Here is a 16,890-nt window from a genome sequence, read left to right as displayed (position 1 = left end):
CAATAGAATTAAAATAAAATAATATCAAATAGATAACCACAGGATATTCCCTGATGGAGGTGTTTAAAACGCCCTGTTCCCCGCCGCTGATTTTTTATCTTGTATAACGTTTACTACTACATTCCTTCATGATTGAATGATTCTCAATTACACGTAGAAAGGCGCGTTCAGACGCTAAATCGCGTGTTTTTATTATTCAGGGCAATGATTTTATTGGCTTTATCTGACCGCAAAGGCAGATTCGTTCACGAGAAAAAGATAATGACTCAACCCCATGTCGCCTTAACCTCATTGCAAGGGCGGGCGCTTTTTTCGCTTCTTTTTTTAGCCTCACCGGGATTAATGGCCGCGGAAAATAACGCGGCGAAAGGTAACAACGACGCGGAAGAGACCATCACCGTGGTGGCCGATGGCGCCCAGCAGAGCGCCACCAGCGGCTATCAACCGCTCAGCTCCTCTACCGCGACGCTGACCGCGATGCCGCTGCTGGATATTCCGCAGGTGGTGAATACCGTCAGCGACCGGGTTCTCGAAGATCAGCACGCCACCTCGCTCGACGAGGCGCTGTATAACGTCGCCAACGTGGTGCAAACCAACACCCTCGGCGGCACCCAGGACGCCTTTACCCGCCGCGGCTTCGGCGCTAACCGCGACGGCTCGATCATGACCAACGGTCTGCGCACCGTTCTGCCGCGCAGCTTTAACGCCGCCACCGAACGGGTGGAAGTCCTGAAGGGACCCGCCTCGACGCTGTACGGTATTCTCGACCCCGGCGGGCTGATCAACGTCATCACCAAACGTCCGGAGCGGCAGTTCTCCGGTTCGGTTTCCGCGACGTCCTCCAGCTTTGGCGGCGGTACCGGCAGCGTCGACGTCACCGGCCCCATCGAAGGCACGAATCTGGCGTACCGGCTGATTGGGGACTATCAGAATGAAGATTACTGGCGCAATTTCGGTAAAAACAAAAGCAGCTTTTTCGCCCCTTCCCTGACCTGGTTTGGCGACCGGGCGACGGTGACCGCGTCCTATTCGCACCGCGACTACAGCGCGCCCTTTGACCGCGGCACTATTTTCGATCTGAATACCGGCCATGCGGTGAACGTCGATCGCAAAACCCGCTTCGATGAAGCGTTTAATATTACCGATGGCTATTCCGACCTCGCCCAGCTCAACGCCGAGTATCGCCTTAACGAGGCCTGGACCGCGCGCTTCGATTACAGCTACAGCCAGGATCACTATAACGATAACCAGGCGCGAGTAATGGCTTATGATTCGGCGACCGGCAACCTGACCCGCCGGGTCGATGGTACCCATGGTTCCACGCAGAAGATGCACTCGACCCGCGCCGACCTGCAGGGCAACGTGGTGGTGGGCGGCTTTTATAACGAACTGCTGACCGGCGTCGCCTATGAGAATTACGATCTGCTGCGCACCGATATGCTGCGCTGCAAGAACGTGAAAGGCTTTAATATCTATCATCCGGTCTACGGCACCCTCGACACCTGCAATACCGTCTCCGCGTCCGACAGCGATCAGCGGATCCAGCAGGAGAGCTATGCCGCTTACGTGCAGGACGCGCTGTATCTGACCGACAACTGGATCGCCGTCGCCGGCGTGCGCTACCAGTATTACACCCAGTACGCCGGTAAAGGCCGACCGTTTAACGTCAATACCGACAGCCGCGATGAGAAATGGACGCCGAAAGCCGGCCTGGTCTACAAAGTGACGCCGAACGTGTCGCTGTTCGCCAACGTCGCCCAGTCGTTTATGCCGCAGTCGTCGATCGCCAGCTATATCGGCGAGCTGCCGCCGGAAGAGTCCACCTCCTACGAAGTGGGCGCCAAATTCGACCTGCTGGAGGGCATTACCGCCAATATCGCGCTGTTTGATATTCATAAGCGCAATGTGCTGTACACCGAGAGCATTGGCGATGAGACGGTGGCCAAAACCGCGGGCAAGGTGCGTTCCCAGGGCGTGGAAGTGGATCTGGCGGGGTCCATCACCGATAACCTCAGCGTGATCGCCAGCTACGGCTACACCGACGCCAAAGTGCTGGAAGATCCGGATTACGCCGGGAAACCGCTGCCGAACGTACCGAAACACACCGGTTCGCTGTTCCTGACCTATGACATTCATAACGTCTACAACAGCAACACCCTGACGGTGGGCGGCGGCGGCCATGCGCTCAGCAAGCGCTCCGGCACCAACGGCGCGGATTATTATCTACCGGGCTATGCGGTGGCGGACGTGTTCGCCGCCTATAAGATGAAGCTGCAGTATCCGGTGACGCTGCAGGTGAATGTGAAGAATCTGTTTGATAAGACCTATTACACCTCTTCCATCGGCACCAATAACCTCGGCAATCAGATTGGCGATCCGCGTGAGGTACAGTTCACGGTGAAGATGGATTTTTAAGCCGTACATGGCGTCGCGCCGGATGCTCATTGCCGGGCGGCGCTGCGCTTGCACCGGCCTACGTTCTACGGTCCTTCCCCTTCCTGTCGAGTTCGCAGGCCCGGTAAGGCGCAGCCGCCACCGGGCAAAATCGTGGCGCATGGCGCCGGATGTCCATTGCCGGGCGGCGCTGCGCTTGCACCGGCCTGCGGTCCTTCCCCTTCCCCTCGAGTTCGCAGGCCGGTAAGTCGCAGCCGCCACCGGGGAGTGCGTTTACCCTACCAGTCCTCCTCCTGGCCGAGGATGCGCAATATATCCTGACGATGCTGCAGCAGCTGCGGGTTATCGCGGTGGCGGGGAAAGGCCAGCGGCAGCGCGAACTCGGCGATAATCCGCCCCGGACGCGGCGACATCACCAGCACCCGCTCGCACAGCAGCAGCGCCTCTTCGATATCGTGGGTCACCAGCAGGCTGGTATACCCCTGCTGCTGCCAGAGGGCGATCAGCTCCCGCTGCATGCTGATGCGGGTCAGCGAGTCAAGCTTGCCCAGCGGCTCGTCGAGCAGCAGCAGGCGCGGCTCGTTCAACAACGCGCGCGCCAGCGCGGCGCGCTGCGCCATCCCCCCTGACAGCTGCCTCGGCCACGCTTCGCTGAAGGCCTGCAGACCGATGCGGTCAATCAGCGCGTCGGCCTTTGCTTCCAGCCCCCTTTTGCCCTGCGCCTGCGGGCCCAGCAGCACGTTCTGCCGCACCGTCAGCCACGGATAGAGCGTCGGGTCCTGAAACACCAGTATGCGCTCCGGCCCCGGAGCACCGAGCGGCGCGCCGTCGAACTGCATCTGTCCGCTCTGCGGCGCTTCCAGCCCGGCCAGCAGCCGCAGCAGGGTGGATTTACCGCAGCCGGAAGGGCCCAGCAGCGCCACGCTTTCCCCTGGCCGCAGCTGCAGGCTGATATTCTCCAGCACTGGCACCGCCTGTTTGCCGAGCGTAAACGCGTGATGAAGATGGCTTATCGATACCGCCGCGCCGCGCACTATCGTCTGCGAACCTGACGTCGCGGTTACCATTGCATCCCTCCCCGCTGCCAGCTCAGCAGCTTATCGCGCAGCATAAATAATCCGCTGATCAGGCCGGAGCACAGCAAGGCCATCACCAGCAGCGCGGCGTACATATTGGGATAGGCCGCCCAGCCCTGGGCCCACTGGAGGTAAAAGCCGATCCCCGACTTCACCCCCACCATTTCAGCCACAATCAGCACCGAAAACGACGCGCCAAGCCCCATAAACAGGCCGACAAAGACGTTCGGCAGCGCGGCGGGGATCGCTACCCGCAGGATCAGGAAACGCTGGCTGGCGCCGAGGGTCCGCGCCACGTCGTACCACGCCCTGTCAATGCCGATGACCCCGGACCAGGTCAGCACCGTGACCGGGAACCAGGTGCTCAGCGCAATCAAAAACACGCTGGCGCCGAAGCTTGACGGAAAGATAAACAGGCACAGCGGCAGCAGCGCGGTGGACGGCACCGGCCCCAGCAGGCGTAACACCGGATGGACCCAGTAGCCTATCCGTTGCGACCAGCCAATGGCCAGACCGGTGACGAACCCGCTGCTGGTGCCGAGCAGCACCCCAAGCCCCAGCAGCCCCAGGGAGTGCAGCAGGCTGTCGAGCAGACGCGGCCAGTCGTCGTGCAGCACCTCAATCAGCGCCTGCGGCGGCGCGAAAAACGGCACCGGCAGCACGCCGCTCTTGGCGGTCAGCCCTTCCCAGGCAGCGAACAGCACCGGCAGCAGCGCCAGCCACTTGCCGGCATGCAGCACGCGCGCGCCGCGCGCTCGCCAGTAGCGATAGCTCAGCGCCAGCAGCAGCAAGCCGCCGCCGAAGGCGAACTGCGCCAGCGCCCAGCCCTCGCTAAACGGCCAGCGCCGCCCGGCATCGGGCCAGGCCAGGGTGAACAGACCGCCCATCAGCCACAGCGCGGCGGCCAGCAGCCCTTCTCCCCACAGCGGCGCGCGGCCGGTTGGGCGCGCCAGCGCCTGCTCAGGCGAATACGTTGGCATAGATACTCTCCGCAAACTGATGGGGATCGGTGCCCGGTTTGATCACCTGCACCCGCTGCAGGTCGACCGCATACTGCGTCAGCTCTTTCACGAACGCCTCCCCCACCGCGTGGTGGCCGTGCCCCTGTCCGTGCAGAATGCCGCTTACCTCCGCTTCACTGGTGTTGAGCGCATGGGCGAGGAAAGATTGCGCCACGCTTTCCGGGTGTTCGGCGGCATAGCTGTGCGCTTCAAGGATTGCCTGGGTGAGCGCCGCGGCGGCCGGTTTATGATCCCGCGCCAGGCTCCCGCTCACCCCCAGCACGCAGCAGCTCAGATTGGCATAGTCCCCGGTCATATTGCTGGCGATCAGCTGATACTTGCCGGTCTCCAGCAGCCGATAGCTGAACGGCTCGCTGCCGCTGATGGCGGCGATCTCGCGCTTATCCAGCGCCACGCTGAGCAGATCCGCCGGGTAGACTTTCCACTGCACGTCGCTTATCGGATCGATACCGTGGCGCTTAAGCAGGATGGCGAAGAAGTTTTTATCCGGTCCGGCCATGTCGGTGACGCCGATGGTTTGCCCTTTCAGGCTCTCAAGGCCGTTGAACGGAGACGCTTTGGCCGTCAGCAGGTTCAGACAGCCGCCATGGGTCCCGGCGGTGAGCTTGACGTCAAAGCCCTGCTCCAGCGCCTTCAGCCAGCGCAGCGCCATCCCCACCCCGGCGTCGGCCTTGCCGGTGGCGATCGCCTCCAGCAGCACATCGGTGGAGTTGCCGAAGTTAACAAACTCAACGTCGAGGTTATATTTACTGAAAATCTTCTGCTGCTCGGCGACGGCGACCGGCGCGAGGCAAACCGCGCTTTTGTTGATCGCCAGCTTGATCTTGTACGGCTGCGGCAGGCGCAGCGCCGGATGAGCATCGCCGCTGGCCATCTCCGCCATATCGTGAGCCCACAGCGGCAGGGAAACCCCGGCCAGCGCCAGGCCACCGCTGAGCTGTAAAAAACGTCGACGGGAAAAAGCGGACGGGGTCATGGCGTTACCTCCGCGTGGGCCGGCCCGGCGGGCACGCTAAAGCTGGAGTCAAAGGTCGGCTTCACGTCCAGCCGGGTGCGGATCAGGCCGTTGGCGAGATAAAAGTCCGCCGTCGCCTGCTGCTGGGTCACCGTTTCCTCCGCCAGCGACTGCCACTGCGACTGGCGGTTGGCAAACTGCGCGCGGGCGATCTCCGCCGGGAAGCGGATGATCTCCCCCAGCGTTTTGCCGTAGCTGTCGAGATTGGCGTAGGCCCAGCGTTCGGCGCCGGCCAGGCGCTGGAGATAATCCTGCAGCGCGGCGCGCTTTTTCGGGTCGTTAAGCGCTGAATCCGTTGCCGCAAGGAAGGTATTCCCCGGCAGCAGCCCTTTGCCGCTCACCAGGATCTGCCCCTCGTTGGTCTTCACCATCTGGGTGGTGTAGGGCTCCCAGGTCGCCCAGGCATCCACCGAACCGTTAAGCAGCGCCACTTTGGCGTCCACCGGACCGAGGAACACCCACTGCACCTCCTTCGGTGAAATCCCCGCCTGCTCGAGGGCTTTCAGCGCCACGAAATGGCCAATCGACCCTTTACCCGTGGCAATGCGCTTGCCTTTTAACCCGGCGGCGGTTTTTATCGCGCTGCCGGGAGAAACCAGCACCGCGGTCCCCGCCGGGTTGCTTTTGTCCACGGCGATCGCTTTTACCGGCGCGCCGTTAGCCAGGGCGAAGAGCAGCGGCGCATCGCCGATGATCCCCGCGTCCACCGCGCCAGCGTTAAGGGCTTCCGCCAGCGGCGCGGCGGCCGGAAATTCGGCCCACTTAATGTCGTAGGGGAGGTTTTGCAGGGCGTTGGCCGCCTCCAGCTGCGAACGCATGCCGCCTTTTTGATCGGCGATGCGCAGGGTAAGCCGCTCCTGCGCCGTCGCGTAACCGCCCAGCGCCAGCAGCATCAGCGCTGCCGCCACCCGGCCTGAGAATGATAGACGCATCGTGATTATCCTTGTGATTGAAAGACGAAGTGGCCGGCTGCCAGCCAGGCGCTGTCGCTCTGCGGGGTATGCACCCGGCCGCAGAGCACATTGCGGTAGTGGCGTTCCAGCGGGTTTTGTCGGCTGAGGCCATGATTGCCGGTCAGCTCGAGCGCGATATTCACCGCCTGAATGGCGTTGTCGGTGATAGTGACTTTCGCCAGGTTGGCCTCAATGGCGGAAAAGCGCAGCGCAGCGGCCTGCTCCAGCAGGCTGCGGTTAACCAACAGCAGTTCGGCGATCTGCCCGACCTTCTCCTGCACCCGCGGCAGGCGGGAAAGCGGATGGCCGAGACCCGCGGGCACCCGCCCCGCCAGCCACCTCACCAGCCAGTCGTGAGCGGCGCGGGCGATGCTGTCATAGATCGCCGCCAGCAATGCCGTCTGTCGGTTGGCGAACAGGCGCAACGGTTCCGCCTGAGCGGCGGGTGGCGCATCGACCGGCCAGACATCCACCGCATGCTCTGCCGCCACCCGCACGTGGCGAAAAATCACCTCATGGCTGCCGGTAGCCCGCATCCCGGCGTGATCCCAGCTTTTCACCACGCTAATCCCCGGGCTGTCGCCAGGCACCAGCCAGGTGCCCACCCGCGGCGGGTTCTCATCGCTTCTCGCCCAAACCGCCAGCCAGCGCAGCCCTTCAATGCCGGTGGTATAGATTTTATGGCCGTTGATGTCCCAGCCGTCCGCGCGGCGGCTCGCCACGGTGTCCGGCAGGCCGCCGCGCGCCGGGGAGCCCAGATCCGGCTCAACGCGCAGACTGTTGATCAGGCCGCCGTGTTCGACGGCATCATGAAAAACCTGCTGGCGCAGCGGCGCGTGCCAGGCGTCGTTTTCCGCCAGCCGCAAATGGTGCAGATACTGCATGCAGACGATCAGCGCCGTCGCCGGCTCACCCCAGGCGATGGCGGCGATGGCCTGCTGCAGCTGGGCCAGGCTGGCGCCCGCCCCGCCGTAAGCACGCGGCACGGCGAGGCTTAACCAGCCCCCCGCGCGCAGCGGGTCGATATTGCGCCAGGGAAAGTCGCCGCTGGCGTCAAGACTGGCCGCCTGCTCCGCCATCTGTTGGCGTACCGCCGTCAGCTGCTGCGCCCAGTCGTCGCGCTCAGGATGGATCACGATGCGCGCTCCGCCACCGCACGACGCGCGGCTTTTTCACGAGCGATCGGCAGCAGCGCCCGGCCGTAGTCTGCCGCATCGTTCAGCGGGTCGAATCCGCGGATCAGGAAGTTGCGCACCCCGAGGTCGTAGTAGTCGAGCAGCGCATCGGCCACCTGCTCCGGGGTGCCTACCAGCGCGGTGGAGTTATGCCCGCCGCCCACCAGCTGGGCGATGCCGGTCCACAGGCGTTTGTCCACCACTCTGCCCTGCGCGGCGGTGGCCCGCAGCCGCTGGGCGCCGATGCTGTCCGGTTTGGCCTTGAACCCGCCCCCGCGCTGCGCCGCCTGCTCGGTGGCGACGTGCAAGATATGCTCGGCTTTCTCCCAGGCCTCGGCTTCGCTGTCGGCGATAATCGGCCGGAACGAGACGCTGAAGCCAATATCACGCTGGTGTTTCGCCGCTTCGGCGCGCACGCGCTGGATGGTCTCGCCGGTTTGCGCCAGCGACTCGCCCCACAGGGCGAAGACGTCGGCGTGTTTGCCGGCGACAGCGATGGCCGCTTCCGACGAACCGCCGAAGTAGATGGGAAGATGCGGCTTTTGCAGCGGACGAATGGCTGACCAGGCCTGTTCGGCCTGATAAAAATCGTTGTGAATATCTACCGGCTGCTCACTGGTCCACACCCGGCGTACGACGTCAAGGAAGGCGTCGGTGCGGGCATAGCGCTGGTCGTGATCGAGGTAATCGCCGTCCCGGCGCTGCTCGGCGTCATTGCCGCCGCTGATGATATGCACCGCCAGCCGGCCCCCCAGCAGATGCTCAAGGGTGGCGAATTTGCGCGCGGCAAGGGTCGGCGAGACAAAACCGGGGCGATGGGCCAGCAGGTACTGAATTTTCTGCGTCGACAGTCCGGCCAGGGCGGTCACCAGAAAGCCGTCGGGTTGATCGGACCAGTGACCCACCAGCAGGCGATCGAACCCGGCGGCTTCATGGGTTTGCGCAAAGCGAACGATATAGTCGCGGTCAAAGATCGGCCCCACCGGGGCAATCGTTTCGGAAGAGAGGCGATGGCCAATCATGCCGAGAAACTGAATGCTCATGAACAACTCCTTGCGTCAGGGTAATGGAGTGGCCGCGACGGCGGCGCTGGTCATTACCCTATACAGGGTGTGTTAATGAACAAAATGCATTTTTATCATATCTTAATATGCAAGACTGGCATTAAACAAAAATACATAATGCTTTCAGTCGGATACTGTCAGCTGCTGCACCACTTTGCTGGCGAAAAAGGTCAGCGGCGACTGCAAGTTTGCCAGATACCGGGCGTGGATCAGCCACAGCGACACCGCAGGCTGAAAGTCGCTGAGGTTGACGACCTCGAGCTCGTCACGCCACGGGCTGGCCGCCAGCGCCGCCCGCGGCACCAGCCCCAGCCCCAGTCCCTGCGCCACCAGCGCCATCTGCAGCTGGGCGCCCGCGCTCTCAACGTTAAGCTTCAGGCGCAGACCCTGGCTTTGCAGCTCGCGGATGAGCCCGGCGCGTAGTCCACAGCCATCGGGGTTAAGGATCCAGCCCTGTTCGACGCACTCCCGCAGCGACGACGCCCGCAGATTCAGACGCCGGGCGGCAATCGGCACCACCTCCAGGGGACACAGCAGCCGCCCGCTGTAGCCCTCGGCGAGGGTCTGCTGGGCGGGGCCCATCGCCAGCATGCCATCCAGTTCGCCGTTTTCCAGCCGACGCTGCAGCTCTCCGCTCCAGCCGCAGGCGACCTGCGGGGACAGTGCGGGAAACTGCTGGCTCAGCGCCGCCAGCGCCGCCGGCAGCGCGATCTCGCTGATACTCTGCGGTACACCGAGACGCAGCGCGCCGCGCGGCTCGCCTTCCGGATCCAACAGGCTGTAAAGCTTTTTCGTCTCGCGCTTAATGCTCAGGCACTGCTCGTACACCCGCTGACCGGCGGCGGTCAGGGTCAGCGGGCGGGTCTGACGCGCCAACAGCGTGACGTTCAGCTCCTGCTCCAGACGCTGCAGGCGCCGGGTGATAGCCGACTGGGTGATCCCCAGATAGTCCGCCGCCTGATTAAGGGAAGAAAACTGCACCGTGGCCAGCAGAGCGTCAATATCGTCGATGCGCATAGGATCCTTATGTGTAATTTGCATATTAATATATGCGTAAATTGCATTTAAATAATATTAACGCCTCTGTTAGCGTTTTGACCAGTCCCTCTGACAGGAACCGCACATGACTGGACCACGACTGGAAAAATTACGCCATTTTATTCATGAGGTTGATCGCCTGCACCGTGAACACCACCAGACCGCGCCGCTGCTTGACGCCGTGGCCCAACGGCTGGCGGCGCTGGTACGTCACGACGACTGGCTGCCAGAAGAGTACACCCTGCCGCACCCGCACCATTACCAGCAGTATCTGCTGCATGCCGACTCCGGGGAGCGCTTCTCGATCGTCAGCTTCGTCTGGGGGCCGGGACAGGCGACGCCGATCCATGACCACCGGGTATGGGGGGCCATTGGTATGCTGCGCGGCGCAGAGGAGAATCAACGCTACCAGCTGGAAGCAGACGGCATACCGCGGCCGCTGGGCGCCGCGACGCTCCTGCAGGCAGGCCAGGTGGAGAAAGTCTCCGTTGACGATGGCGATATTCATCGCGTCAGCAATGCGCTGGCGGATCGCGTCTCCATCAGCATTCATGTTTACGGCGGCAACATCGGCGCGGTGAAGCGCGCGGTGTATACCCCGGAAGGCCAGCAAAAACCGTTTATCTCCGGCTACGCCAACCGCCATGTGCCCAACATCTGGGATCCCTCCCGCGAACACCAAGGATAACCATTATGTCCACTTACGCTTACCGACAGGCCGCCGGGATCCGCCAGGCGCTGCTCGACCGTCGTGAACTGGCGCTCATCGACGTCCGTGAAGAGGCCGATTTCGCCACCGCTCATCCGCTGTTTGCCGTCAATGTGCCGCTCAGCAAACTGGAGCTGGAGGTGCGCCGGCGGATACCGCGCTTCACCACCCCGATCACCGTCTACGACAATGGCGAAGGGCTGGCGGAGATCGCCGTCGAACGACTGCGGACCTGGGGCTATCAGGATGTGGCCCTGCTGGCCGAGGGTCTCGCCGGCTGGCGCCGCAGCGGCGGCGAGCTGTTTCAGGACGTCAACTCCGCCAGTAAAGCCTTTGGCGAGCTGGTGGAAAGCGTGCGTCACACGCCGTCGCTCAGCGCCCGGGAGGTTCAGGCGCTCATCGACAGCCGACAGGAGGTGGTGATCGTCGACGCCCGGCGCTTCGACGAGTACCAGACCATGAGCATCCCCGGCAGCATCAGCGTGCCCGGCGGCGAGCTGGCCCTGCGGGTGGAGAGCCTGACGCCCTCCCCGCAAACGCCGGTGATCGTCAACTGCGCCGGACGCACCCGCAGCATCATCGGCACCCAGTCGCTGATCAACGCCGGCGTGCCGAACCCGGTCCATGCCCTGCGCAATGGCACTATCGGCTGGACGCTGGCCGGCCAGACGCTGGCGCACCAGCAGCAGCGGCAATACGATCCCTCCGCCCGCGCCTCTGGCGCCCGGGCCGCCGAGGTGGCGCATCTCGCCGAACGGGCCGGGGTGGCGGTCATCGATGAGGCGACCCTGCAACGCTGGCTGCAGCAGAGCGACCGCACCACCTTCCTGTTTGATGTGCGCAGCCCTGAGGAGTACGCGGCGGGCCACTATCCCGGCAGCCTGAGCGCGCCAGGCGGCCAGCTGGTGCAGGAGACCGATCACTTCGCCAGCGTACGAGGGGCGCGAATCGTGCTACTGGATGACGATGGCGTCCGGGCGGCGATAACCGGCTCGTGGCTGGCGCAGATGGGCTGGGAGACGGCGCGGCTGAACGCCCTGTCGGCCAGCCAGCTGAGCGAGCGCGGGGTACCAGCCGCCGAAGTGCCCCCCGCCCCGCAGGCGGAGGAGATAAGCCCGGCGCAGCTGGCGCAACAGCTGGACGACCCCGGTACGGTGGTGCTCGATTTCACCACCAGCGCCAACTTTGTCGCCCGCCATATCCCCGGCGCGTGGTGGCTGACGCGCTCGCAGCTGCGCCAGGCCCTGGAAGCGATCCCTCCCGCTCAACGTTACGTGGTGACCTGCGGCAGCAGCCTGCTGGCCCGCTACGCGGTGCCCGAGGTGGCGGCCTTAACCGGTAAGCCGGTACAGGTATTGCGCGGCGGGACGCTGGCGTGGATCGCCGCCGATCTGCCGCTGGCCCATGGCGACGCCGGCCTCGCTGTCGAGCGCCGGGACCGCTATCGCCGTCCCTATGAAGGGACCGATAATTCCGCAGAGGCCATGCAGGCCTATCTGGAGTGGGAGTACGGCCTGGTGGATCAGCTGGCCCGCGACGGCACCCACGGTTTTCAGGTGATCTAACGCCAGCGCGACTCAGGCCTCACGCATGATCCACGAGTACTGAAAGCTCTTCGGCGCCGGAAAATGGGTCCGGCGCCGGTAGGAGCCCAGCGACTGCGGCGTGCAATAGGTGCAGCTCCCCAGCCATTCAACGCTCGTTGACGCCACCCCCGCCTCTGCGAAGATCGCCTCAGCGAAAGCGCGCAGATCAAACCACAGATTATCGCTGCCGCGCGCCGCGGCTTTGAGCGGATCGCTGACCGGGCCAGAACGGGAATGGAACAGCCGCTGGCGGTGCCGGGCCACCCGGTCACCGCCGGGCTGGTCCAGCAGTTGCTGATAAAATCCGGCGGAGACTTCGTAACAGCAAGGGTGAATATGCGGCCCCACGGCGATGACCAGATCGGCCAGCGCCGCCCCCTGCTGGCGAAAAGTCGCCAGACTGTTGTCGATAATGCCGCTGGCCAGCCCCTGCCAGCCGGCATGCACGCTGCAGATGAAGCGACCGTCGCGCGAGGCGATCAGTATCGGCAGGCAGTCGGCGGTTACCACCCCCACCTTTTGCCCGGCGACGGCGGTAAACACCGCGTCGGCATGCGGGCGCGTCGGCAGCGGCTGCTGATAATGATGAACCTCATTGCCATGGACCAGCTTCACCGGCGCCATTTCGGCATAGGGAAAGGCGGCGGTTTCGTGGACATCGAGAAACGCGTGGCGGATGCCAGGGATAGCGTCGAGTAAGCGGGAGCGGTAAGCCATAGAGACGATAAGCGACAGAGAATGATGTCTTACCTTAGGCCAGGGCACGCGCAGAGGCAAGGCGGCGGCCCGGCATTTTTTCGCCGGACCGCCGGACAGGCTTCAGACAATGGCCGCGCGCTGCTGGCGATGCATCAGCCAGAATACCGCCACGCCGGCCAGCACAATGCCCGGCGCTGAGGCCGCCATCACCCCGACGGTGCCGGTGCCGAGGGCCAGCATCTTGCCGGCCAGCAGCGGACCGCTCATCGCCCCCAGGCGTCCCACCGCCACGGCGGTGCCGACCCCGGTGGCGCGGATCGCCGCGGGATAGAAGAGCGGCGCCAGCGCGTAGAGCACGCTCTGGCCGCCGGTGGCGAACAGCCCGGCGACAAACCCCGCCAGCAGCATCCCGCTCAGCGACGATGCGCTGCCCAGCGCCAGCAGCGACGCCAGAATGCCGCTGTATATCAGCAGCGACATGCGCAACGGAGTAAGCTTATCCATCAGCGCCCCCAGCAGCAGGGTGCCGCAGGCGGCGCCGATCTGCAGAGAGAACATCACCCCCGCCGCCTGGCTGGCGCTGAATCCCTGGCCTACCAGCAGCATCGGCAGCCAGTTGATCAGCATATAGACCACCAGCAGAGTGAAGAAATAGCCCAGCCACAGCAGCAGCGTGGGGGCGGCATGCCCCGGGGCAAACAGGGTGCGCAGCGGCACGCTGGCCTCCACGCGTTGAAACGCCTGCGATTCCGGCAGCCAGCGCATCAGCAGCGGGATCAGCAGCAGCGGAACCACGCCGCCAATCCAGAAGATGGTCTGCCAGGCCGCGACGAGGCCAAAGAACCCCAGCGCCGCCGCCAGCGCGGCGCCAATGGGCACCCCGCAGTACATCAGGCTCACCGCCCGGCCGCGAAAACGCGGGCCAGCGGCTTCCGAGGTTAAGGCAATCAGGTTCGGCAATGCCGCCCCCAGCCCGACGCCGGTGAGCAGGCGCGCCAGCAGCAGCGTCGGGAAGCTCCAGGCCACCGCGGTGGCCAGCGAGAACAGGCCAAACAGCAGCACCGAGCCCAGCAGGATGCGTTTGCGCCCGTGGCGGTCCGCCAGCATGCCGCCCACCAGCGCGCCGGGCAGCAGGCCGAGGATCCCGGCGCTGAAGATCCAGCCCATCTGCATTTTATCCAGCGCAAAGGCCTGCGCCATGCCGACGGCGGCGATCCCCGCCGCCTGCAGATCCAGCCCCTCCATCAGGGCCACCATAAAACAGAGCCCGATGGTGACCACCAGGCGCGAGGAGTTTGCGGTCGTTATCTTGGTCATAGGGTACCTTTGCGATATCCGGACAAACGGAGCAGGTGATGGGCGGCTGATGCATGGTCAGCCGCCCGTTGTTATTTTTGGCGGTTAAGCAGATCCAGCGCGACGTCGACGATCATATCCTCCTGGCCGCCGACCATCCGCCGTTTGCCCAGCTCGACGAGAATATCCACCGCGCTGAGGCCATAGCGCGCCGCCGCCGCTTCGCTGTGGCGCAGGAAGCTGGAGTAGACCCCGGCGTAGCCCAGCGCCAGCGTTTCGCGGTCGACGCGCACCGGGCGGTCCTGCAGCGGCCGCACCAGCTCGTCGGCGGCATTCATCAGCGCGTAGAGGTCGGTGCCATGCCGCCAGCCGAGCTTGTCGGCGGCGGCAATAAACACCTCCAGCGGCGCATTGCCCGCCCCCGCCCCCATCCCGGCCAGGCTGGCGTCGATCCGGTCGCAGCCCTCTTCCACCGCGGCGATAGAGTTAGCCACCCCGAGGCTCAGGTTATGGTGGGCATGCATCCCGGTGGCGGTCTCCGGCTTCAGCACCGCCTTCAGCGCGCGGAAGCGATCGCGAATGTCGTTCATGTTCATCGCCCCGCCGGAATCCACCACGTAGATGCAGGTCGCCCCATAGGATTCCATCTTCAGCGCTTGCTGCGCCAGCGCCTGCGGGGAGATCATATGGCTCATCATCAGAAAACCGACGGTGTCCATCCCCAGCTCGCGGGCAAAGGCAATATGCTGCGCCGCGACGTCCGCTTCGCTGCAGTGGGTGGCGACCCGCACCACCCGCGCCCCGGCCTGATATGCGGCTTTCAGGTCGTGCAGGGTGCCGATGCCCGGCAGCAGCAAGGTGGCGATTTTCGCCTGGCTGACCACCTCCGCCGCCGCTTCAATCCAGGCGATATCGCTGTGGGCGCCAAAGCCGTAGTTGAAGCTCGATCCCTGTAGCCCATCGCCGTGGGCGACTTCGATGGAGTCCACCCCCGCCTTATCCAGCGCGCCGGCAATCTGCTGCACCTGCGCCAGGGAATACTGGTGACGAATCGCATGCATACCATCGCGCAGCGTCACATCCGAAATGTAGAGTTTTTTACCGTTCATGCTGTCGCTCCCGCCGCGCTGTTCATTGCCCCGGCCATTTGCTCCGCCGTCGCCAGCGCCGCCGAGGTCATAATATCGAGGTTGCCGGCGTACGCCGGCAGATAGTGCGCCGCCCCTTCCACTTCGAGGTAAACCTCGGTTTTCAGTCCGGAAAAACGGCCCACGCCGGGCAGGTTGACCGGATTATCCTCGGGGATAACCTCAAACTGCACCTGCTGCTTCAGCCGGTAGCCAGGCACGTAAGCCTGCACCGCCGCCGCCATCTCGGCGATCGAGGCGGCAATCGCCTCCTGGGACGCCATCTCGCTCAGCACATACACGGTATCGCGCATCATCAGCGGCGGCTCCGCCGGGTTCAGCACGATAATCGCCTTGCCCTTGCCCGCGCCGCCGACCTTTTCAATCGCCTGCGAGGTGGTTTCAGTGAATTCGTCAATATTCGCTCGCGTCCCCGGCCCGGCGGATTGACTGGCGATGGAGGCCACGATCTCCGCGTAATGCACCTTCGCCACCCGCGAGACCGCGGCGACCATCGGGATAGTGGCCTGCCCGCCGCAGGTCACCATATTGACGTTTCCCTGGTGGAGATTGGCCGCAAGGTTGACCACCGGCACGCAGTACGGGCCAATCGCCGCCGGCGTCAGGTCGATGACGCGGATCCCTGGCTTCGCTTCGCGCAGCGCGGCATCGTTTTTGACGTGCGCGCCGGCGCTGGTGGCGTCGAAGACAAAGTCGATATCGGCAAACTCCGCCATCTGCATCAGGCCGCCCACCCCTTCGTGGGTGGTCGCGACGCCCATGCGCCGGGCGCGGGCCAGGCCATCCGACTGCGGGTCGATGCCGACCATCACCGCCATCTCCAGATGCTGGCCGTGGCGCAGAATTTTAATCATTAAATCGGTGCCGATATTCCCGGAGCCGATAATGGCGACTTTACGTTTACGCATCACGATGTCCTTCTCCAGCGGCGACGAAGCGTGCCGCGACTGAGCCAATACCTTCAATATGGGCGACAAAGCTGTCCCCCTCGTTAATCGCCACCATCGGGCCTAACGCCCCGGTCAGCACGATATCCCCCGCCCGCAGCGGTTCGCCGAGGCTGGCCATCTTGCGCGCCAGCCACACCGCGGCGTTCAGCGGATGCCCCAGGCACTCGCTGCCCCGGCCGCTGGAGACCAGCTCCTGGTTGCGGGTCATCTGCATGGCGCACGCTTTCAGATCCAGACCCGCCGGTCGCTGCGCCGGGCCGCCGATGACGTACAGGCCGCAGGAGGCGTTATCGGCGACAGTGTCGACAAAGCCGATTGACCAGTCGCGAATGCGGCTGCCCACCACCTCCAGCGCCGGCAGCACCCATTCGATGGCGTTATACAGTTCATCAAAAGTGGTATCGGCATGGGGCAGATCATGTTTCAGCACCAGGGCGATCTCGGCCTCCACCTTCGGCTGCAGCACGCGGCCAAACGGCACGTCGGCGTTGTCGCCGTAGCACATGTCGGCAAACAGGGTGCCGAAATCCGGCTGGTTGACCCCCAGCTGCTGCTGCACTTTGGGATGGGTCAGGCCCACCTTGCGGCCCACTACCCGCCGGCCATGGGCCACGTGGTGCTGAACGTTCAGGCGCTGGATGGCGTAGGCGGCGTCGGCGTTGTCGACGCCGAGGATATCGCGCAGCGGGGCGATCGCCTGGCCGGTCCGTTCGGCGTCGCGCAGCTGCTGCGCTAGCGCGTCAAGAGAAAAAGTCATCATCACTC

General features: G+C 64.2%; 14 protein-coding genes and 1 pseudogene. 3 read left to right on the top strand and 12 right to left on the bottom strand.

Annotation, left to right across the window (positions count from 1 at the left end; all coding sequences use genetic code 11):
• Window positions 1–342: 342 nt before the first annotated feature.
• Window positions 343–2,415 (top strand): TonB-dependent siderophore receptor, encoded by a 2,073-nt coding sequence (locus ACOI6Z_RS04345; RefSeq protein ID WP_072421557.1) that lies wholly within the window; start codon window positions 343–345, stop codon window positions 2,413–2,415.
• Between the two features lie 257 nt (window positions 2,416–2,672).
• On the opposite strand, the gene ACOI6Z_RS04340 is transcribed toward ACOI6Z_RS04345, so the two are convergent.
• From ACOI6Z_RS04340 to ACOI6Z_RS04310, 7 genes and pseudogenes are all read right to left on the bottom strand, one after another.
• Entirely contained in the window at window positions 2,673–3,461 is a 789-nt protein-coding gene (locus ACOI6Z_RS04340; protein WP_050533327.1) for an ABC transporter ATP-binding protein, read from the bottom strand.
• Window positions 3,455–4,450 (bottom strand): ABC transporter permease, encoded by a 996-nt coding sequence (locus ACOI6Z_RS04335; protein WP_023290053.1) that lies wholly within the window; start codon window positions 4,448–4,450, stop codon window positions 3,455–3,457. Before ACOI6Z_RS04335 ends, ACOI6Z_RS04340 begins: the two co-directional genes overlap by 7 nt.
• Complete coding sequence (locus ACOI6Z_RS04330; protein WP_023290054.1) at window positions 4,431–5,468, bottom strand: ABC transporter substrate-binding protein; 1,038 nt, start codon at window positions 5,466–5,468, stop codon at window positions 4,431–4,433. Before ACOI6Z_RS04330 ends, ACOI6Z_RS04335 begins: the two co-directional genes overlap by 20 nt.
• On the bottom strand, window positions 5,465–6,439 hold the full coding sequence (locus ACOI6Z_RS04325) for an ABC transporter substrate-binding protein (RefSeq protein WP_101867056.1): 975 nt from the start codon (window positions 6,437–6,439) through the stop codon (window positions 5,465–5,467). The genes ACOI6Z_RS04330 and ACOI6Z_RS04325 overlap by 4 nt, the downstream gene beginning before the upstream one ends.
• Before the next feature lie 5 nt (window positions 6,440–6,444).
• Window positions 6,445–7,596: an acyl-CoA dehydrogenase family protein gene (locus ACOI6Z_RS04320; RefSeq protein ID WP_065881363.1), complete on the bottom strand. Its 1,152-nt coding sequence runs from the start codon at window positions 7,594–7,596 to the stop codon at window positions 6,445–6,447.
• Window positions 7,583–8,678, bottom strand: a pseudogene (locus tag ACOI6Z_RS04315) (LLM class flavin-dependent oxidoreductase). The gene ACOI6Z_RS04320 and the pseudogene ACOI6Z_RS04315 overlap by 14 nt, the downstream one beginning before the upstream one ends.
• Window positions 8,679–8,822: 144 nt before the next feature.
• Window positions 8,823–9,716 carry a LysR family transcriptional regulator gene (locus tag ACOI6Z_RS04310; RefSeq protein WP_050533322.1) on the bottom strand — a complete coding sequence of 298 codons (894 nt, stop codon included), beginning with the start codon at window positions 9,714–9,716 and terminating at the stop codon, window positions 8,823–8,825.
• 106 nt (window positions 9,717–9,822) lie between these two features.
• Between ACOI6Z_RS04310 and ACOI6Z_RS04305 the strand changes: the two genes are divergently transcribed.
• Window positions 9,823–10,425 (top strand): cysteine dioxygenase, encoded by a 603-nt coding sequence (locus tag ACOI6Z_RS04305; protein WP_232554060.1) that lies wholly within the window; start codon window positions 9,823–9,825, stop codon window positions 10,423–10,425.
• Between the two features lie 5 nt (window positions 10,426–10,430).
• Window positions 10,431–12,011: a rhodanese homology domain-containing protein gene (locus ACOI6Z_RS04300; RefSeq protein WP_232554059.1), complete on the top strand. Its 1,581-nt coding sequence runs from the start codon at window positions 10,431–10,433 to the stop codon at window positions 12,009–12,011.
• Window positions 12,012–12,023: 12 nt separating this feature from the next.
• Here the strand turns inward: ACOI6Z_RS04300 and ACOI6Z_RS04295 are convergent, their stop codons facing one another.
• From ACOI6Z_RS04295 to mhpD, 5 genes are all read right to left on the bottom strand, one after another.
• The gene (locus ACOI6Z_RS04295; protein WP_023290058.1) at window positions 12,024–12,749 is read right to left on the bottom strand and encodes a polyphenol oxidase family protein; all 726 of its coding nucleotides are present in this window, start codon (window positions 12,747–12,749) and stop codon (window positions 12,024–12,026) included.
• A gap of 102 nt (window positions 12,750–12,851) precedes the next feature.
• Window positions 12,852–14,048, bottom strand: coding sequence for a 3-(3-hydroxy-phenyl)propionate transporter MhpT (gene mhpT / locus ACOI6Z_RS04290; RefSeq protein ID WP_232554058.1), 1,197 nt, complete (start codon window positions 14,046–14,048; stop codon window positions 12,852–12,854).
• Window positions 14,049–14,119: 71 nt separating this feature from the next.
• The gene (mhpE, locus tag ACOI6Z_RS04285) at window positions 14,120–15,136 is read right to left on the bottom strand and encodes a 4-hydroxy-2-oxovalerate aldolase (RefSeq protein ID WP_072419996.1); all 1,017 of its coding nucleotides are present in this window, start codon (window positions 15,134–15,136) and stop codon (window positions 14,120–14,122) included.
• The gene (gene mhpF / locus ACOI6Z_RS04280; RefSeq protein WP_232554057.1) at window positions 15,133–16,083 is read right to left on the bottom strand and encodes an acetaldehyde dehydrogenase; all 951 of its coding nucleotides are present in this window, start codon (window positions 16,081–16,083) and stop codon (window positions 15,133–15,135) included. Before mhpF ends, mhpE begins: the two co-directional genes overlap by 4 nt.
• Window positions 16,076–16,882 carry a 2-keto-4-pentenoate hydratase gene (gene mhpD / locus ACOI6Z_RS04275; protein WP_101989400.1) on the bottom strand — a complete coding sequence of 269 codons (807 nt, stop codon included), beginning with the start codon at window positions 16,880–16,882 and terminating at the stop codon, window positions 16,076–16,078. Before mhpD ends, mhpF begins: the two co-directional genes overlap by 8 nt.
• Between the last annotated feature and the right edge of the window lie 8 nt (window positions 16,883–16,890).

The sequence above is a fragment of the Klebsiella sp. C239 genome (assembly GCF_048822715.1).
In the GTDB taxonomy this organism is placed as follows: Bacteria; Pseudomonadota; Gammaproteobacteria; order Enterobacterales; family Enterobacteriaceae; genus Klebsiella; species Klebsiella quasipneumoniae.
The sequence above is the reverse complement of the archived record's forward strand: the minus strand, read 5'-3'. Positions and strand labels throughout refer to the sequence as shown.

Bases quoted from the DNA above. Each gene is read 5' to 3' on its own strand.
- mhpD (WP_101989400.1), bottom strand. From the start codon at position 16,882: ATGACTTTTTCTCTTGACGCGCTAGCGCAGCAGCTGCGCGACGCCGAA.
- ACOI6Z_RS04305 (WP_232554060.1), top strand. From the start codon at position 9,823: ATGACTGGACCACGACTGGAAAAATTACGCCATTTTATTCATGAGGTT.
- ACOI6Z_RS04330 (WP_023290054.1), bottom strand. From the start codon at position 5,468: ATGACCCCGTCCGCTTTTTCCCGTCGACGTTTTTTACAGCTCAGCGGT.
- mhpT (WP_232554058.1), bottom strand. From the start codon at position 14,048: ATGACCAAGATAACGACCGCAAACTCCTCGCGCCTGGTGGTCACCATC.
- ACOI6Z_RS04325 (WP_101867056.1), bottom strand. From the start codon at position 6,439: ATGCGTCTATCATTCTCAGGCCGGGTGGCGGCAGCGCTGATGCTGCTG.
- ACOI6Z_RS04310 (WP_050533322.1), bottom strand. From the start codon at position 9,716: ATGCGCATCGACGATATTGACGCTCTGCTGGCCACGGTGCAGTTTTCT.
- mhpE (WP_072419996.1), bottom strand. From the start codon at position 15,136: ATGAACGGTAAAAAACTCTACATTTCGGATGTGACGCTGCGCGATGGT.
- ACOI6Z_RS04335 (WP_023290053.1), bottom strand. From the start codon at position 4,450: ATGCCAACGTATTCGCCTGAGCAGGCGCTGGCGCGCCCAACCGGCCGC.
- ACOI6Z_RS04295 (WP_023290058.1), bottom strand. From the start codon at position 12,749: ATGGCTTACCGCTCCCGCTTACTCGACGCTATCCCTGGCATCCGCCAC.
- ACOI6Z_RS04345 (WP_072421557.1), top strand. From the start codon at position 343: ATGGCCGCGGAAAATAACGCGGCGAAAGGTAACAACGACGCGGAAGAG.
- ACOI6Z_RS04340 (WP_050533327.1), bottom strand. From the start codon at position 3,461: ATGGTAACCGCGACGTCAGGTTCGCAGACGATAGTGCGCGGCGCGGCG.
- mhpF (WP_232554057.1), bottom strand. From the start codon at position 16,083: ATGCGTAAACGTAAAGTCGCCATTATCGGCTCCGGGAATATCGGCACC.
- ACOI6Z_RS04300 (WP_232554059.1), top strand. From the start codon at position 10,431: ATGTCCACTTACGCTTACCGACAGGCCGCCGGGATCCGCCAGGCGCTG.